Origin of the sequence: Clostridium sp. AF20-7, assembly GCF_003479275.1 — a bacterium.
GTDB classification, from domain to species: domain Bacteria; phylum Bacillota; class Clostridia; order Lachnospirales; family Lachnospiraceae; genus Otoolea; species Otoolea fessa.
Genome location: NZ_QUGF01000011.1, coordinates 67,069 through 83,827 on the forward strand (window position 1 = coordinate 67,069; position 16,759 = coordinate 83,827).

The 16,759-nt window shown below is 48.0% G+C and carries 14 protein-coding genes and 1 pseudogene; 6 read left to right on the forward strand and 9 right to left on the reverse strand.

Features of this window, described 5'->3' with window-relative positions:
- Window positions 1–45: 45 nt before the first annotated feature.
- From DWX68_RS12415 to DWX68_RS12440, 5 genes are all read right to left on the reverse strand, one after another.
- Window positions 46–1,293: a dicarboxylate/amino acid:cation symporter gene (locus DWX68_RS12415; RefSeq protein WP_107001268.1), complete on the reverse strand. Its 1,248-nt coding sequence runs from the start codon at window positions 1,291–1,293 to the stop codon at window positions 46–48.
- A gap of 273 nt (window positions 1,294–1,566) precedes the next feature.
- The gene (locus DWX68_RS12420; protein ID WP_107001269.1) at window positions 1,567–2,361 is read right to left on the reverse strand and encodes an SDR family oxidoreductase; all 795 of its coding nucleotides are present in this window, start codon (window positions 2,359–2,361) and stop codon (window positions 1,567–1,569) included.
- 66 nt (window positions 2,362–2,427) lie between these two features.
- Complete coding sequence (locus tag DWX68_RS12425; protein ID WP_118629693.1) at window positions 2,428–3,357, reverse strand: fumarylacetoacetate hydrolase family protein; 930 nt, start codon at window positions 3,355–3,357, stop codon at window positions 2,428–2,430.
- A gap of 733 nt (window positions 3,358–4,090) precedes the next feature.
- Window positions 4,091–5,563: a glycoside hydrolase family 3 N-terminal domain-containing protein gene (locus tag DWX68_RS12435; protein WP_243027761.1), complete on the reverse strand. Its 1,473-nt coding sequence runs from the start codon at window positions 5,561–5,563 to the stop codon at window positions 4,091–4,093.
- Between the two features lie 46 nt (window positions 5,564–5,609).
- Window positions 5,610–6,410, reverse strand: a complete 801-nt coding sequence (locus DWX68_RS12440) for a helix-turn-helix transcriptional regulator (protein WP_118481993.1) — start codon at window positions 6,408–6,410, stop codon at window positions 5,610–5,612.
- 331 nt (window positions 6,411–6,741) lie between these two features.
- Here DWX68_RS12440 and DWX68_RS12445 point away from each other — a divergent pair, with 331 nt between their 5' ends.
- The 5 genes and pseudogenes from DWX68_RS12445 to DWX68_RS12465 all read left to right on the forward strand — a co-directional run.
- Window positions 6,742–7,155 (forward strand): cysteine-rich VLP domain-containing protein, encoded by a 414-nt coding sequence (locus DWX68_RS12445; RefSeq protein ID WP_117558696.1) that lies wholly within the window; start codon window positions 6,742–6,744, stop codon window positions 7,153–7,155.
- 111 nt (window positions 7,156–7,266) lie between these two features.
- Window positions 7,267–7,662 carry a replication initiator protein A gene (locus tag DWX68_RS12450; RefSeq protein WP_118467027.1) on the forward strand — a complete coding sequence of 132 codons (396 nt, stop codon included), beginning with the start codon at window positions 7,267–7,269 and terminating at the stop codon, window positions 7,660–7,662.
- A gap of 185 nt (window positions 7,663–7,847) precedes the next feature.
- Complete coding sequence (gene mobV, locus DWX68_RS12455) at window positions 7,848–8,789, forward strand: MobV family relaxase (protein ID WP_118467026.1); 942 nt, start codon at window positions 7,848–7,850, stop codon at window positions 8,787–8,789.
- A 70-nt stretch (window positions 8,790–8,859) separates the two neighbouring features.
- Window positions 8,860–9,051, forward strand: coding sequence for a hypothetical protein (locus tag DWX68_RS12460; RefSeq protein ID WP_118467024.1), 192 nt, complete (start codon window positions 8,860–8,862; stop codon window positions 9,049–9,051).
- A gap of 94 nt (window positions 9,052–9,145) precedes the next feature.
- Window positions 9,146–10,411 (forward strand): annotated as a pseudogene (locus tag DWX68_RS12465) (recombinase family protein); the annotation flags it as partial.
- A gap of 345 nt (window positions 10,412–10,756) precedes the next feature.
- On the opposite strand, the gene DWX68_RS12470 reads toward DWX68_RS12465, so the two are convergent.
- A complete protein-coding gene (locus DWX68_RS12470; RefSeq protein ID WP_117795998.1) occupies window positions 10,757–11,713 on the reverse strand; it encodes a LysR family transcriptional regulator in 957 nt (318 codons plus the stop codon).
- 312 nt (window positions 11,714–12,025) lie between these two features.
- Window positions 12,026–12,247 (reverse strand): DUF1858 domain-containing protein, encoded by a 222-nt coding sequence (locus tag DWX68_RS12475; protein WP_107001272.1) that lies wholly within the window; start codon window positions 12,245–12,247, stop codon window positions 12,026–12,028.
- Window positions 12,248–12,611: 364 nt separating this feature from the next.
- Between DWX68_RS12475 and DWX68_RS12480 the strand changes: the two genes are divergently transcribed.
- The gene (locus DWX68_RS12480; protein ID WP_118629695.1) at window positions 12,612–13,568 is read left to right on the forward strand and encodes a DUF3878 family protein; all 957 of its coding nucleotides are present in this window, start codon (window positions 12,612–12,614) and stop codon (window positions 13,566–13,568) included.
- 6 nt (window positions 13,569–13,574) lie between these two features.
- On the opposite strand, the gene DWX68_RS12485 is transcribed toward DWX68_RS12480, so the two are convergent.
- On the reverse strand, window positions 13,575–15,299 hold the full coding sequence (locus DWX68_RS12485) for an NADH-dependent [FeFe] hydrogenase, group A6 (RefSeq protein WP_347475196.1): 1,725 nt from the start codon (window positions 15,297–15,299) through the stop codon (window positions 13,575–13,577).
- On the reverse strand, window positions 15,296–16,759 hold the full coding sequence (gene nuoF, locus DWX68_RS12490; RefSeq protein WP_181986212.1) for an NADH-quinone oxidoreductase subunit NuoF: 1,464 nt from the start codon (window positions 16,757–16,759) through the stop codon (window positions 15,296–15,298). Before nuoF ends, DWX68_RS12485 begins: the two co-directional genes overlap by 4 nt.

The window sequence follows — 16,759 nt, forward strand, 5'->3', positions numbered from 1 at the left end:
TTTCCTGGTAGCCGGCCGGAATTCCGTTTTTCTGTTCTCCAGCCCTTACGCTGCCTTTGTCTCGGTTTCCGCACCAGTTCCCAGCGTATGCATCATGCCCTCGCTGCGTGCTACTACCATGGTAGTTACCACATCACCGGTTACGTTAAAGGTTGTATTTGCCATATCAATCAGTCGGAAGATACCGGCAATCAGACCTACAATCTCCAGCGGAAGTCCCATGTTCGTCAGAAGAATCGTGGTCATGATGATCGCGCCTCCCGGAACACCCGGACAGCCCATAGCTACTAATACAGTAGAAATAATAATGTTTACCAATGCGGACGGTGTCAGGTTCATTCCATAAATCTGTGCCGTCATTACGATAGCCGCTGCATAGTAGATACATCCACCATTCATGTTGATGGTTGCGCCAAGCGGCAGGGAGAACGATGATAACTCGGAAGATACGCCAAACTCATCATTCGTAACAGAGGTTGTGATCGGAAGAGAACCGCTGCTGCTGGTGGTGCTGGCCGTTACAACCCATACTTTCCAGATACCCTGCAGCCATTTCTTTACCGGGAACTTTGCCAGAAGCGCTACCATCGGAATATACATCAGTAAAACAAGGATTACATCGGAAGCATAAACCGTGAGAATCAGCTTTCCGAGCGGTCCAAAGATTTTCAGACCATATGCACCAACTGAATCTGCTAACAGTGCACATACACCAATCGGAGAAAACTCCATAACAATGGCTGTGATTTTATACATTGCATTGGCACAGCTCTGTACACCTGCTAAAAGGCGTTCCCCCTCTTTTCCCATCATGATAAGTGCTACGCCTAAGAATACCGAAAATACGATAATCTGCAGCATATTTGTGTTGGTAAAAGAAGTGAAAATGTTGGATGGGAACATATCAATTAACGTATCAATGATACTCGGCATCGCCTGCGCCTCATAATCAGTCGATTGTGATAACGCGGTTAAATCAAATCCTTTTCCTGGATTGATGATGTTTGCCATGATAAGCCCTAATCCTACACAGAGTGCAGATGTCAGCGCATACAGTCCAACCACCTTCACGCCAATGTTCCGAAGCTTTTTCAAGTCTCCTAAGCTCGCGACTCCCGCTGTGATGGAAAAGAATACCATCGGAACGACAATCATTTTAATCATATTTAAAAAGATGGTTCCCAGCGGTTTTACAATGGTTGCTTTTTCTCCAAATACGAGTCCGATGACAATACCAAGGCCAAAACCGATGAACGTCTTTGTCGCCAAGCTCAATTTCTTTTTTTCTTTCATGAATATTCCCCTTCTTGTGCAATACCCTCACTTACTGTTCACACATATGTGACCACCATGTTGTTTCACAGCACTTTCTATTTCAAAAGTGCCTGCTTTAAACAACCTCCTCTATGCTATATTCTCTCCCAGATTTCATTTCCCCAAATGTCCTCCGGGAGAGAGGTATCTGCAGTTCCGGGTAAATTTCCCAATTCACCTGCAAAACATGCCTTCCGTGAACTCTTCCGGATGTCCTGCATTCCGGAAATGCATCTTTGCCATGTTTTGCAATTAGTATGCTCTTGTCATCGCACCGTCTAACAGGATGGTCTGACCAGATACGTATGTATTTGCCTCGGAGCACAGCCATGTAGCCAGACGTCCGTATTCATCGATGGTGCCGTAGCGTCCCATCGGGAACTTCTTCAGGTCTTCCTTCTCGTAATCTGCTACGCTGATGCCAGCCTTGTCTGCACGCATCTTGTTCAGATTCTCAATTCTTGCGGTGCCGATACGACCTGGTCCAATGACATTGACTAAGATATTGTCTTTGCCGACCTCACTCGCCAGGGTCTTGCTCATGCCGACAACGCCCATTCTCATGGTATTGGAAAGAATCAGGTTGTCCAGGCAGTCCTTAACGGAAGAAGAAGTTGAGTTTACGATACGGCCGCCGCCGAGACGTTTCATGGACGGGAGTACCGCACGGATGGTTCTTACGTAGGAGAGCAGGCACATCTCAAAAGCGCCCTCCCATGCCGCATCATCAAAGCTTACGAACGGTCCCGGCTTCGGACCCGGACACATATTTACGAGTGCGTAGATATCGCCCAGTGTTTCAACGGTGTGTTTTACAAGTGCCTCGATGTCCTCCGCCTTGTTAACATCGCAGAGGAAGGTCTCCGGACGGTTTCCGGTTTCTTTCTCAATCTCAGCCTGTGCTTCCAGAAGCTGATCTTTAAACGGTTCTGCGGTACAAATCATAACCTTTGCACCTTCTCTTGCCATCTCGGTTGCAATTCCCTTGCCAAGTCCGGCTGCTGATGCCATACAGAGAACTACCTTGTCTTTTAATCCTAAATCCATACTGTTACCTCCTGTAAAATGAATATATAAAATGATTTGAATGTTCTGTTTGAATTTTTTATTTTCCTACACTTCCTTTTCCGGATGTTTTTTTAAGTCAACAACCGGGTTTACAAGTGGTGTCATCTCGAATCCGTCCGGTCCGGTGATGCGGCACTCTGCTACATCGCCATCCTGGATATGGAACGCTCTCGGTGTTCCGGTGGAAAGGATGTCTCCGGCGTACCAGCCCTGGATGCTGCTGTGCAGGGATACCAGACGCGGCGGTCTGTGGGTCATGTTTGCTACTACGTTTTCTGCATGAACTTCACCGTTGTGAACACTCTGGACCAGAAGTTCATTGACATCCGGTACCTCATCCGGGGTTACCAGCTCCGGACCGAAGGAGAAGAAGGTCGGGAAGTTCTTTACGATGGTTAAATATCTCGGGTTGCCGCTTACATAATCATTTCCCTTTAAGATGGACTCCTCAGTCATATCAAGGATGGTGGTGTAACCGACGATGGCATCCTGCCAGTTTTCTTCGGATATATCTCTGCAATCCTTGCCCATGATGATTCCAAGCTCTGCCTCTGCGGTGGTTTTCTGTGCTTCTTTCAACTTCGGAAGCAGGATTTCATCGTCCGGACCAATCAGGGTGTCTGCCTGTTTGAAGAAGCTTCCCGGAAATCCCTTCGGAGCTGCAGAACCGATGTCTCCGGCGTGGTCTGCATAGTTAAGGCCGATACCAAAGATACGTTTCGGGTTGCGGTAGAGCGGTCCGTATACAACTTTCTCGCTCGGAACCAGTCCCGGAATACTTTCCAGCTCTTCCTTGCCGCCTGCGTTATACCATTTTATCAGTCCCGGAATCTGCTGCTTCTGGATGAGACTCATGACATCCTCGGCCCATGCAGTTCCCTTTGCTGCATTCAGTGCCTCAATCGGAAGCACTCCATTCTTTAAGACGATACCGGCTTTTTCTGTTCCGTTCACTTTGATAGTTGCAAATCTCATATGGTTTCCTCCTTTATCTGTCAGAGATTGCTTCTTCAGAAGTTCTATTTGTCTGTTTCTTTTCATTTTGTTTCAGCGTCTGAAACCCAACCTCTTGAAGCTCTCTGTTTCTTTCTGACATTACTTTACCATTCCCACCAAAAATGTTCCAACTCTCTTTCGAATATGGACGTATAGGTAAATGGTTATGGACCATAACGTGTCTAAAATGATACTTGACCTTCCCTAATAAGCGAAAATACGCCTGGATACAGGCTTTCCTTGTAGTTGGAGGAAGTGGAAATGCCTGTTCCAGACGTATGATTTTAAATATATATAATCGTTTTATTAGGTCAGTTTACAAGGAACTACACGCAGACCACGAAACGGGGGCTGCTGACAACAAATAAAGGCTGAGTATCAAGCACCGGGAAAGTGCGAGATATTCAGCCTGTTTTGTTGTCCGGGGTTTCCAAAGGGGCTTGCCCCTTGGCACACGACTTTGCTTGCAAAGTGTAGTGTGTTATACGCTCTGTCGGCGTTGCTGCGAAAATAAGGTTGCCGCCGGGGAGGGCAAAGGCGTTTGAAGCAGCAGGAAAACAGGGTTGTGATTGCGTGACGTGGAGCCGCAAGCGCAGGACTGGTTTCATCAGCAGACAGGGCGTATATGAAAGTCCCCGTTCCTCGTTCTACACCGAACTTGTGGACACACTCCCGTAAAAACTGAAATTTTAGACTATTTGTAAATAAACCTTTATATTATCCCAAGTGAAATTTTTAATTCTAATATGCGTAAAACAGATTCATCGATTCGTTCCTCTGTAATTTCTCCCTGTTTGACTGCTTCAAGTATGGCTGGAATTTGCACCTCAAAATCTGTGCAGCATAACATATCATTTCCTGCCTTCACAGCTTGAACTGCAATTTTTGTGTCTTCTGCAAAATTGCGCACACCATCCATAGCTAAGTCATCTGTAATAATAACTCCAGTAAATTTTAATTCTTCCCGCAGGATTTTGTGTACCTGTGAAGACAGCGAAGCAGAGGTTTGACTATCCATGCAGGATACCACATTATGAGAAACTAATACCATATTGGCTCCAGAATCAATTCCTGCTTGAAACGGCAAGAAATCTGAGTTCAAAAATGTTTCATAGGTGCGATTATCATAAGCAATACCTGTATGTGTATCCACATTATTTCCGTACCCGGGGAAATGCTTTAGGACGCTCCCCATACCTTCTTGAAACATGGTTTGCACAACTAAGTGGACATAAGCGGCAGTTTGCTCTGCGTTCTGTCCAAAACTCCGGTCATAAATAAAATCCTCTGGATTTTGCGAAACATCGCAGATTGGGGCAAAGTTCAAATTAATCCCCAAACTATTCAATAATTCACATTTTTCTTGTGTGTCACTTTGAATCAAATCAAAGCCACCTTCAGCATAGAGTTCTTGAGGGGACCAGAAAGGCACAGCTCGCAAATTAGGGTTTGTGCTAACACGGTTGACAGTGCCTCCTTCTTCATCTACTCCGATAAACATGGGGATTTTTGCTGCACTTTGGTAACTTTGAATATTCTGGATAATTTCATCTCTTGTTTTTCCAGAAAAGTCTCGGCTAAAAAGAATATAACCTCCAAGATTATACTCCTTTACCTTCTGTACGCTATTTATTTCGGGACAGCGTGCAATAAACATCTGTCCAACTTTTTCTTCCAGCGTCATTGCATTTAGAATTTCTTGTGCTTTCTGTGTCACGGAAGCAGAAGGGGGACTTGGCTCTGTTTCACCAGTTGTTGGTTCAGGATTTTCGGTATTCAAACTGGAATCCGTAACCGTAATGGAAAGTAATTCAACCTCTTGTACAGATGCATTCAAATCCAATTTGCCATGATATGAAACTGTCACTGGATTCCCAATCACTATTCCTGTCTCACCAGTTGAAATATTTACACCTTCTGTTCCAAAATAATATTCACGATTATCCTCACCTTGAACAGTTAGAGTATTCATTGTTGCATCTTTTACAGTTCCTCGAAGCTCTTGTGCAGGTTCAGTTGTACTTGAATTTCCAATAATTTCTATTGTTGCCTCAGACGAGTTTTCCAACAAAATATTATTTACTTTATGCAAACTGGCTATCGCAATGCCTGCACATACAAGAAGCAAGATAATCACACTAAAAATAAGCACTTTATTCCTTTTTTCTTTTTTTACCCGTCTCATGTAATCCTCCTGATTGTTTTATAAAACTACATATATTTTTCTGCAATTATTTTCCTACCTGCTCCATCATCCTCTTTGCCAACTGCCGGAACTGTTCCGCCGTTTCCTCGTCCATCGGAAGAAACTTCCCAATCTGTCCGGCAATCATAGCAGTTACATCGTCCATAGAAAGCAGCTCCTGCTGGTGGTCTTTCATGGTTTCCTGCATGGTTTGGAACATAGCGGTGGTCACAGCTTCTCCTGGCTGTTCTCTGTTGTCCATATCTTTCTTAATATCTCGCAGGATAGCAAGAAATACATTCTTGATTTTTTCAATTTCCGCTTCATGTTCTCCCATCTTCTGTGCGTTCAGAAGTTGCAAATCCTGTTTTGCTTCTGCCCGATGTTCCGGGTGTTCTTTCATCAGATCGGACAAGGAAGCCGTTTCCAGTTCAATCAGCTGATTTCGTGCCATGATACCCTTTGCCGCTGTGTCTTGAAAATAAATCCGTATCAAATCCATCAGTTTCGGGAAGTTCCTGTGTTCCAACAGACGGTTAAGGATTTGCACATCGACTGTACCTGCCACAAGCCCTCTCACAGCTCCCTCGGACAATCCTAATTCAGAAATATCATAACTTTTACGGACACTCAAGGTGGACAAGCCTAATATGTAGTCCGTTGATACCTTAAATTCCTTTGCCACGCCTATGAGAATATCGCTGCTGACCGTCTTTGTTTCCCCACTGACAATGCGGCTCAACTGGGAAGCAGATACGCCTATCTTCTCCGCAAGTTGCTTTTGAGAAATATGATTGCCGTTGCACAAATCAGAAATCCTTTGTCCGGGTGTTCCGGGTAAAGCCATACACAGCACCTCCTTTTCCTATTTCCCATTATACAAGAAAATTGCAGAACTGCAATTTTGAAATTGAATATTGCCCTAAAATGCAATTCTCGCAAGATTCCGGGAATTGCATTTTTTTCGTGTAGACTTAGGGTAGTTCATCGATGAACTGCACCTTGAAAAATGAATGACCATCCGAAAAGGAATACCCCGGCAGGGGAAGCACCGCAACGAGCCACTTCGGGACAAAATGTCCCGAAGTCCGGGGAGCGTGCCAACGCTGGAACACGCCGCAGGAATGGGGCAGGAAGCCTTTTCGGGGAGAACGGCAAAGGAAAAATGGAGGGAACACATGAGAGAGAACCCATATAAACAACTGCCGCCCATAGAGCGCAAGCCGGACGGCTCCCTTTACCGCATGACACCGACACAGAGGAAACAGGCAAACGCCCTGATCCGCCGGGAGTGCTGCTGTTATGAGGACGGGAACTGTATGTTCCTTGACGATGGAGACATCCACGCCTGCCCCCAGACCATTTCTTTCTCGGTCTGCTGCAAGTGGTTCCGCTGGTCGGTCTTGCCGCAAATCGGAACGCTGGAAGCGGAGGTTTTCCGGGATAAGGAGCTAAAACGCTGTGCGGTCTGCGGCAGAGTGTTCGTCCCAAAGTCCAACCGGGCGAAATACTGTCCCGACTGCGCCGCCAGAGTTCACAGGCGGCAGAAAACAGAAAGTGAACGGAAAAGGAGGTCTTGTGTGGACAGTTAGGGGCTGAAAAGTCCTTGATTTACAAGGCTTTACAAGCACAGAACAGGGGTAGGCAATAGAAACTACCGTCTGCCCCCGGAAACAGGCTTCTAACCGTCCACAAAACACGATATGACAAACACCATTTATATCCATCAGCCGGAAAAGGTGGTCAGCTTTATCCGGCTTCCCAATTTCCTCTTTGAAGCCCCCACATTCACACCCCTGTCCAACGAAGCAAAGGTACTGTACGCCTTTATCCTGCGCCGGACAGACCTGTCCCGGAAAAACGGCTGGGCGGACGAATATGGGCGCATTTACCTCTACTATCCCATCAATGAGGTAGTGGAACTGCTCCACTGCGGGTGGCAGAAGGCGGTCAACACCCTGCGGGAGCTGCAATATGCCGGACTGGTGGAGATCCAGAAGCAGGGCTGTGGAAAACCCAACCGCATTTACCCCAAATCCTATGAAGCGGTTCCAAACACCGACTTCAAGAAATCCGGTTATGGTACGCCGGAGGACTGAAAACCGCACTCCACAAGTACGATAATCAATCCTCTTGAAGTACGAAAACCGGACGGTATATAGAAATACAGAGATTAAAACGATTTTATTTATATCTTATCCATTCCTATCCTATCTGAGATATTTTCTGCGGGATTTTCCTGTGGAAAAGTCCCGGAAAAGAACGGAATAGGGAAAGGAGTTTCATGGCACAACACGCAATCTTGCGATTTGAAAAACACAAAGGCAATCCGGCAAGACCGCTGGAAGCCCATCACGAACGGCAAAAGGAACAGTACGCCAGCAATCCCGACATTGACACAAGCCGGAGTAAATACAACTTCCATATCGTCAAGCCGGAGAGCCGCTATTACCATTTCATTCAGAGCCGCATTGAACAAGCCGGATGCCGCACCCGCAAGGATAGCACACGCTTTGTCGATACGCTGATAACCGCCAGCCCGGAGTTTTTCAAGAAAAAATCCCCAAAGGAGATACAGGCGTTTTTCCAGAGGGCGGCTGATTTCTTAATCGGGCGGGTAGGGAAAGAAAATATCGTGTCGGCGGTGGTACACATGGACGAGAAAACGCCCCACCTGCATTTGGTCTTTGTCCCGTTGACAGAGGACAACCGCCTGTGTGCAAAGGAGATTATTGGGAATAGAGCCAACCTCACAAAATGGCAGGACGATTTTCACGCCTATATGGTGGAGAAATATCCCGACTTGGAGCGTGGGGAAAGTGCCAGCAAGACAGGCAGGAAGCATATCCCCACCCGTTTGTTTAAGCAGGCGGTCAATCTCTCCAAACAGGCAAGAGCCATTGAAGCCACGCTGGACGGTATTACCCCGTTCAATGCCGGAAAGAAGAAAGAGGAAGCCCTCTCCCTGCTGAAAAAGTGGTTTCCGCAGATGGAGAACTTCTTCGGACAGTTCAAAAAATACAAGGTCACGATAAACGACCTTTTGGCAGAAAATGAACAGTTGGAAGCCAGAGCCAAAGCCAGCGAAAAAGGCAAGATGAAAGATACGATGGAACGGGCAAAGCTGGAAAGCGAGCTGAAAGACATTCAGCGGCTGGTAGACCGTATCCCGCCGGAGGTGCTGGCAGAACTGAAACGGCAGCAGCGGCACACAAGGGAACGGTGATCGATGACAGAAAACATTTCACGCCGCGGTATGACGGCACTGCACTTTGAAAATTAAATACGGAGGTACTATGGAGCATATCAGATACAAGAAAGAAACCGAAGTCGTGACTTTTCAGAGAAAGGAAATCACGCTGGAAAATCTCTCCCCGGTGTTCACGCCGGAGCAGGAAGCGGCAAAACGCCGGGAGCTGGAACAGCAGCTTTATGAGGTGTTCCGCAAGTATGCCGACAAACGGCAGAGTGAGGAAGCCGGGGCATAAGGTTTTCCAAAGCCATCGTTGATTTGCGGGGCTGCTGACGGTATAATAAAGGTGTCAGCAGCTCCGTTTCTTTTTTAAGAAAAGGAGCGACAATATGAATAATCGAATAGACGCAATCTATGCAAGACAATCGGTAGACAAAAAGGACAGCATTTCCATTGAAAGCCAAATTGAATTTTGCAAATACGAGTTGAAAGGCGGTAACTGCAAGGAATACACAGACAAAGGGTACAGCGGCAAGAATACAGACCGTCCGAAGTTTCAAGAACTGGTGCGGGACATCAAGCGGGGCTTAATTGCAAAGGTCGTGGTTTACAAGCTCGACCGTATCAGCCGTTCCATTCTGGACTTTGCCAACATGATGGAGCTGTTCCAGCAGTACAATGTAGAGTTTGTGTTCTCTACGGAAAAGTTTGATACCTCCACCCCGATGGGGCGGGCGATGTTAAATATCTGTATCGTGTTCGCCCAGCTTGAGAGGGAAACCATACAGAAGCGAGTAACGGACGCTTACTATTCCCGCAGCCAGCGAGGTTTCAAGATGGGTGGGAAAGCCCCTTACGGCTTCCATACAGAGCCGATTAAGATGGACGGTATCAATACAAAAAAGCTGGTGGTAAATCCAGACGAAGCGGCAAATATCCGGCTGATGTTTGAGATGTATGCTCAGCCCACAACCTCCTACGGGGACATTACCCGGTACTTTGCCGAACAGGGGATTTTGTTCCATGGCAAAGATCTGATACGCCCCACGCTGGCGCAGATGTTACGCAATCCTGTCTATGTGCAGGCAGACCTTGATGTGTATGAGTTTTTCAAAAGTCAAGGGACGGTCATTGTCAATGACGCTGCCGATTTTACTGGCATGAACGGCTGCTATCTGTATCAAGGGCGGGATGTGAAGCCCAGCAAAAAGAACGACTTGAAAGACCAAATGCTGGTACTGGCTCCCCATGAGGGCATTGTCCCCTCTTACATCTGGCTGACCTGCCGCAAGAAGCTGATGAACAACATGAAAATCCAGTCTGCCCGGAAAGCCACCCATACATGGCTGGCGGGAAAAATCAAGTGCGGGAACTGAGGGTATGCCCTTATGAGTATCTTCAATTCCTCCGGCAAGCAATACCTTCGCTGTACGAAACGGCTGGACAATAAAAGCTGTGCCGGGTGCGGGAAAATCATCACTTCGGAGCTGGAAGCGGTTGTTTATCAGCAGATGGTAAAGAAACTGGCAAGCTACAAGACTCTGACAGGCAGAAAGAAAGCGGCAAAGGCAAATCAGAAAATTGCAGCACTGCAAGTGGAGCTTGCCCATGTGGACAGCGAGATTGAAAAGCTGGTGGACAGTCTGACGGGTGCAACCCCCGTCAGATACCTACCCTGTGTAGTCCCTTGTAAACTGTACTTTATGGCTTTTATAAGTTAATCATTCTAGTAGTATGTTTGATGTCCATAGGAGAATCCTTATGCCTGTCCATGGCACTGAGAATTTGAACACTTATTTTAATATGTAGCCTTGAAAAACGGCACCAGTGCAATCGCTTTCGCACAGTCATGGGAATAGCCGCCGCCTAGGCTCTGCATCCGAGTTTCTATTTTTTCAGCTATGGGATATACTCCAGTATTTTATCTGGTTAAAAATCCGAGTTATTTTTAAATATGGCACTATAAGCAATTTCCTATCAGTATTTTGTGAAATTTTAAACTATTTTTTAGCCAGTAGAATGTATTTGATAAAATCATCTACTGTTGCCCCCACGCCCGGATAGCGCTTCATCGACAAAAGGATTGCACGCTTTGCCAGCGGATCGCCAATCTTGTAATAACAGAGTTTTTCCGTTTTCTCTGTGTATTTCAGCAGTGCATCCCTAAAAAAGATGATACCGGACTGTCCGCTCCGCGCCACATTATAGGCAGTCTGAAGCTGATCAAAATACATAATCACCTTCGGCTCGAAACCAGCGTGGGCGCAGATATCCATACTCCTTTTATAAGAATCCTGATTCTTTTTCAGCATCAGAAATGGTTCTTTCGAGACTTTGGAAAGGTCCACCGCACGCACCGCTTCATCCAGAAAACTCCGCTCCAGGATTGATTCCCTGGAGATCTGGAACTCTTTCAGCTTCTCATTCACAGCAAAGGAAGCAGGAACCGCCATAATCATATACTCATACCCCAGCGTCACACTCTCAAACATCTCCGGGTCGAGTGCCTCGACATCCATCGTGATATCAAACTGCCCGGTTCTAAGCCCAGCATCCATCCCTGAAATATCCGTCTCCGTCACGTTGATCCGGCACTTTGGATTCAGTCTGCAATAGCCCCGGATCACCTCCGGAAGAAAATACGCACAGAAATATCCGGAGCTTCCGATGTTAATCACACCGGAACGGATACCCGCCAGCTCTGCAAAATGCTGCTCCATCTCATTGCTGAGCTCGTATATCTTCCGCGTTTTTTCCAGATAATACTGCCCCGCCGGGGTCAGTGCCACCGGGTTCACATTCCGGTCAAAAAGCGAGATCCCATATAACTCTTTCTCAATCTTTTTAATCGCGCCGCTGAGCGCTGGCTGGGATATATAGAGTTTTTGGGCTGCTTTTGAAAAACTTCCTTCCTTCGCAATTTCCATCACGTATTCATACTCACGCTTACTGAACATACTCCCATCCCTCCATTGTATCTTTATGTACTACTTTATCTTTTGTCCGGTTATATGTTTAAGCCACTCCCCGAAAAAAAGTAAAAATATTTTTTTATGCCATTATAACGAGTTCTTTTTATCACGTCAATTCTGTAATGTATACCATTTTTACACAATTTTCAGTCTCTGAACAACAATCGAGCATTTTTCACTGTTACTGTATGAGACGCTCTTTCCTATAAAACAACGAAAAAGACGCTATGCAGAAGCCTCATTACTTCTTACACAGCGTCTTTTTATCCGAAATTTTATCGAACATCTAAGTTCCGATTATTCAGCCTGCTCAGACTCTTTCTTTGCGTTCAGGTACTCCTGGATGTTTGCCATAACCTCGTCTGCGTTCAGACCGTGTACCATGCAAGCCTCCTCCAGAGACTCACCGATCGAAGACGGACAGCCAACACAGTGCATGCCTGCCTCCATCAGAACATATGCAATACCCATATCATACTGAAGCATCTCGCCCATCGTGGTTGCTTTTGTGATTTCCATGATAAATTTTCCTTTCTATTCATACTTGCAGTCTCTTACGCAGCTTTGCGGTTTTCACCGCCGCTGCAAAAACACCGCGATTATTCTTATGCTTTCTTATATTAACACGAATCGCGCGGTTTTACTATCTTTTTTTGTGAAACATAGAAAATGTTACGATTCACTGGAAAAATTTTTCTGAGCTGAAAATTTTGTACAATCCGGCAGCAGCATTACTCTTCTCTTGCATCCTCTTCTTATTTCTCTTATAATTACCATGATTGTTCTATGTTTTCCTGTATTGAGAATACGATAGTCACTGGCTCCGTTTTTCTGCCTGTGTCGGAAAACATTTTGATTTTTATACATTAAGGAGTTTTATAAAATGGATCCCTTTTCCATGTTAGAATTACTATTATCCGAAAACCAGTTCGAACTTATTCTCCCGGAAACCGGCACTTCTGCTCCCGACACGATCCGCCTAGTTTACCTGATGAATGATGCAGTCGAAAGTTTCCTCCTCTTCCACAACGCCCGCCTGACCGGTACCTACGATCCGGCATACGAGGGCGAACTCGATGCCCTCTTAACCCAGGATGAAAACGAACGCTATGCCCTGATCGTCCATCAGGGAGACTCGGTTGTCACACTCTTTTTCGAAGATCTGACTCTCGAAAATCACTACTATGACTACAGTCAGCTCGGGCACTTCTGGATGAAAGGCTACGAATACCTCCGCCAGCTCGAATACCGCATCGCCATCCTGCGCGACAAACTCGACTATCTGGGGGAAAACTCCTGCAACGCAAACGAGCGGGAGCTTGCCTCCCTCGCGGAATTTCCCCCACTGAACGTCTGCTGCTACCCGGCGGTCCCGGAAAAATACCGCGTCATCCGTGAAAATCCCTGGCATCTCTCCGAAGACGCTTCGCGCGTCTTCCGGTCCATCGCCGTCGAAGCCGGTGATCCAAAACTGCTACATCGCCTGAAAGACTATGAGCAGCACCCCACCAAGCGCCGCGCCCGTCAGATTGCCCGCCTCCTGCACCGGAACGCCCATGCCAAGACAGTCGATCTCCTGACCCGGAAGCTTCAAAAAGCCTCTTCCGCCTACCCGTCCCGCACCTTCGGAAAAGCCCAGCAGACCCGTCACCTGGCTCTCGAACTTTTTGCCAAAAAAAGACAGAAAGAGCTTGAAAAGCGCGGCATCCGCTCCGAACTGCTGCGTGAAGAACCCTTTACGACAGCGCAGGATTCGATTGAATTTAAGATGCATTTAATGATATGGGAGAAAGGGATTTTGAACCGTAAGGCGCGGATTGAGACTTGGGAAGATCAATAACATAATCTATTGCAACAGATCCTGCCGGTTGCAGTACTCTGTATGCAGCAACTTATGTGACAGCTCCCCGCACGGCTCTCCCAGATACGTCTCATAAATCCTCTGGATCGCCGGGTTCTTGTGCGACTGTCTGACCGGAAGCTCTGCCTCTGCTTCATAGATGGCTTTCTTCCGCTTCTCCATGATCGACCATGTCTTAGGCGGATTTCCACCGCCGCCGATGCAGCCACCCAGACACGCCATGATCTCGATAAACTGATAATCAGCGGTTCCGTTTTTTACCTTTTCCAGCAAAACTTTCGCATTTTTAATGCCATGTGCCACCGCTACCTTGATGACTCTGCCGTTCAAATCAACCTGCGATTCCTTGATTCCCTCAAAACCGCGGACCGGCGTATAGTCGAGATGTTCCATCTCTTTGCCGGTTACCACCGCATAAACGGTGCGGAGTGCCGCCTCCATGACACCGCCGGTCGCGCCGAAGATAAGTCCCGCGCCGCTGCCCTCGCCAAATGGGTCGTCAAACGGCGTATCCGGAAGCTCTGCAAAATCGATTCCGCCCGCGCGGATCAGCGCTGCCAGCTCCTGCACGGTAATGGAAATATCCACATCCTGATAGCCGCTGTCCCTCATTTCCGGACGGGTACACTCAAATTTCTTTGCCGTACACGGCATAACGGAAACACTGCAGATCTCGCCCGGATCGATGCCCTCGCGCTTCGCGAACCAGGTCTTGATCAGCGCACCGAACATCTGCTGCGGGGATTTTGCCGTCGATAAATGCTTCGTGTACTCCGGCGCGTAAGTCTCACAGTATTTAACCCACGCCGGACAGCAGGAGGTGATCATCGGCAGAGTTCCGCCATTCTGCAGGCGGTTTAACAGTTCCGTTCCCTCCTCCAGGATCGTCAGATCCGCGGAAAAATCGGAATCAAATACCTTGTAAAAGCCCAGGCGCTTAAGTGCCGACACCAGACGTCCCGTGCTGACAACACCCGGCTGCTCGCCCAGTGCCTCCGCCAGCGTAATGCGGACGGACGGAGCCACCTGAATAATCAGTTTTTTGCCTAATTCTTTCTGGCGATATAACCCGTAGGTATGATAATGCACCGTCAATGCTCCGGTCGGACACACCTGCACGCACTGGCCGCAGTTAATACAGTTGGTATCAGCCAGTTTTTCCCCATAGGCCGGGGCGATCAGCGTATGGAATCCACGGTTTTCCTTCGAAAGGACGTTGATTCCCTGAATCTCATTGCAGACCTCCATACAACGCCCGCACAGAATACATTTCTGCGGATTCCGCATGATGGCCGGGGAACTCCAGTCCTCCTTCTGATGGCGGAGCTGCTTGTCATAGCGGATATCGAGGTGCATTCCGACATCCTGCGCTACCTTCTGCAGATCGCATTTTCCGTCCTTCGGACATACGAGGCATTCCTGCGGATGTCTCGCAAAAATCAGTTCCAGAATATTTCTTCTCGCTTTCAGTACCTTCGGGGAGGCCGTCTGCACGACCATTCCCTCCGAAACCGGTGTACTGCACGCCGTCGGAAGCAGTCTCTGTCCTTCTACCTCGACCACGCAGATGCGGCAGACCGCCTTGATGCTCAGATCCTCATGATAACAGAGAGTCGGAATGTGGATACAGGCTTTTTTCGCCGCCTGTAGGATCGTCGTTCCTTCCTCCACCTCTACCGGCTGCCCGTCGATTGTCAGATGTACCATCATGCTTCTCTTCCTCCTCTCCGCTCAAATCGTCCCGCGTAGGATGTTCCCCGGCTGCGGTGTCTCGCATACGCGTCATACGAATCATACATGACATCGCGTTCACCGACTGCTGCACGCCGTCTTCCCATCCGGCTGTTTCCATCGTTTCTATAATCTTCTTCTGCTTCATAAATTCCTTCCGCCACGGCTGCCTGAGCGCAGACCGGGCAGTAATCGCGGTCGATGTGCGCCAGATATTCCTTACGGAAGTTCTGGATGCTCGTCTGCACCGGAACAGCGGTCGAATGTCCCAGACCACACAGGGCAGTCAGGCGCATCGTCTCCGTCAGCTCATCGATTTTTTCCAGATCCGGCAGAGTCGCCAGCCCCCGGCTGATGCGGGTAACCAGATTGTAAAGCTGCTGGCCGCCCTCGCGGCACGGTGTACATTTTCCGCATGACTCGCCGCGGAAGAAGTCCAAATTGTTTCGCACAATATCTACAATACAGTTGCTGTCGTCGATGACCAGAATCGTACCGCAGCCAAGACGTCCGCCGGATGCCGAAACTGTATCAATATCCAGTGTCATATCGATCTGATCGGCATTGATGATCGCACCGGAGGTACCACCGGTCTGCACGCCCAGAAGCCCTTTTCCATCCGCGATGCCGCCGCACACTTCATAAATGATATCTTTGAGGTTCACGCCCATCGGAAATTCAAATACGCCCCTGCGGACTACATTTCCACAGACCGTAAAAAGCTTTGTGCCAGGGCTGTTTGCCGTGCCGATGCTGCGGTACCACTCCGCTCCGTTTAAGAGGATCGGTGCAATATTCGCCAGCGTCTCTACGTTATTTAACATGGTCGGTTTTCCAAAGAGTCCGTGAATGCTCGGAAACGGCGGACGGAAACGTGGCTCGCCTCGTTTTCCCTCAATGGACTCAAACAATGCCGTCTCCTCGCCGCAGACGTAAGCACCCGCACCAGAGCGGAACTTGATTTCAAAGTCAAAACCGCTCTCCATCATATTTTTTCCTAAAAATCCGCGTTTTTCCGCATCCTCCAGCGCATCTTTTAATACCGGGAACAAATATGTATACTCGGCTCTCAGATAGATATATCCGGTATGGGCGCCGACTGCTTTTCCAGCAATCGCCATGCCCTCGAAGACCGCACACGGGTCGGTCGAGAGAAGAATCCGGTCTTTATTCGTTCCCGGCTCTCCCTCATCGGCGTTACAGACGATGTATCTCGTTGGGTCAGATGCGTGGGCGGTAAACTCCATCTTTCGGTAGGTCGGGAATCCCGCACCGCCGCGTCCACGAAGTCCGGAGGCGCGGATCACATCGATAATCGCTTCACTGTCCATCGAAAGTGCTTTTTTCAGCGCTTCAAATCCGCCGCGGTCCGCATACTCCTGTGAACTTCTCGGATTAATCTTGCCGCGGTTTTTCAGCAATACGTGCATTTCCTCCAT

Bases quoted from the DNA above. Each gene is read 5' to 3' on its own strand.
- DWX68_RS12435 (WP_243027761.1), bottom strand. From the start codon at position 5,563: ATGAGACGGGTAAAAAAAGAAAAAAGGAATAAAGTGCTTATTTTTAGT.
- DWX68_RS12440 (WP_118481993.1), bottom strand. From the start codon at position 6,410: ATGGCTTTACCCGGAACACCCGGACAAAGGATTTCTGATTTGTGCAAC.
- DWX68_RS12415 (WP_107001268.1), bottom strand. From the start codon at position 1,293: ATGAAAGAAAAAAAGAAATTGAGCTTGGCGACAAAGACGTTCATCGGT.
- DWX68_RS12485 (WP_347475196.1), bottom strand. From the start codon at position 15,299: ATGATGGTACATCTGACAATCGACGGGCAGCCGGTAGAGGTGGAGGAA.
- DWX68_RS12425 (WP_118629693.1), bottom strand. From the start codon at position 3,357: ATGAGATTTGCAACTATCAAAGTGAACGGAACAGAAAAAGCCGGTATC.
- mobV (WP_118467026.1), top strand. From the start codon at position 7,848: ATGGCACAACACGCAATCTTGCGATTTGAAAAACACAAAGGCAATCCG.
- DWX68_RS12450 (WP_118467027.1), top strand. From the start codon at position 7,267: ATGACAAACACCATTTATATCCATCAGCCGGAAAAGGTGGTCAGCTTT.
- DWX68_RS12420 (WP_107001269.1), bottom strand. From the start codon at position 2,361: ATGGATTTAGGATTAAAAGACAAGGTAGTTCTCTGTATGGCATCAGCA.
- DWX68_RS12470 (WP_117795998.1), bottom strand. From the start codon at position 11,713: ATGTTCAGTAAGCGTGAGTATGAATACGTGATGGAAATTGCGAAGGAA.
- nuoF (WP_181986212.1), bottom strand. From the start codon at position 16,759: ATGGAGGAAATGCACGTATTGCTGAAAAACCGCGGCAAGATTAATCCG.
- DWX68_RS12460 (WP_118467024.1), top strand. From the start codon at position 8,860: ATGGAGCATATCAGATACAAGAAAGAAACCGAAGTCGTGACTTTTCAG.
- DWX68_RS12445 (WP_117558696.1), top strand. From the start codon at position 6,742: ATGAGAGAGAACCCATATAAACAACTGCCGCCCATAGAGCGCAAGCCG.
- DWX68_RS12475 (WP_107001272.1), bottom strand. From the start codon at position 12,247: ATGGAAATCACAAAAGCAACCACGATGGGCGAGATGCTTCAGTATGAT.
- DWX68_RS12480 (WP_118629695.1), top strand. From the start codon at position 12,612: ATGGATCCCTTTTCCATGTTAGAATTACTATTATCCGAAAACCAGTTC.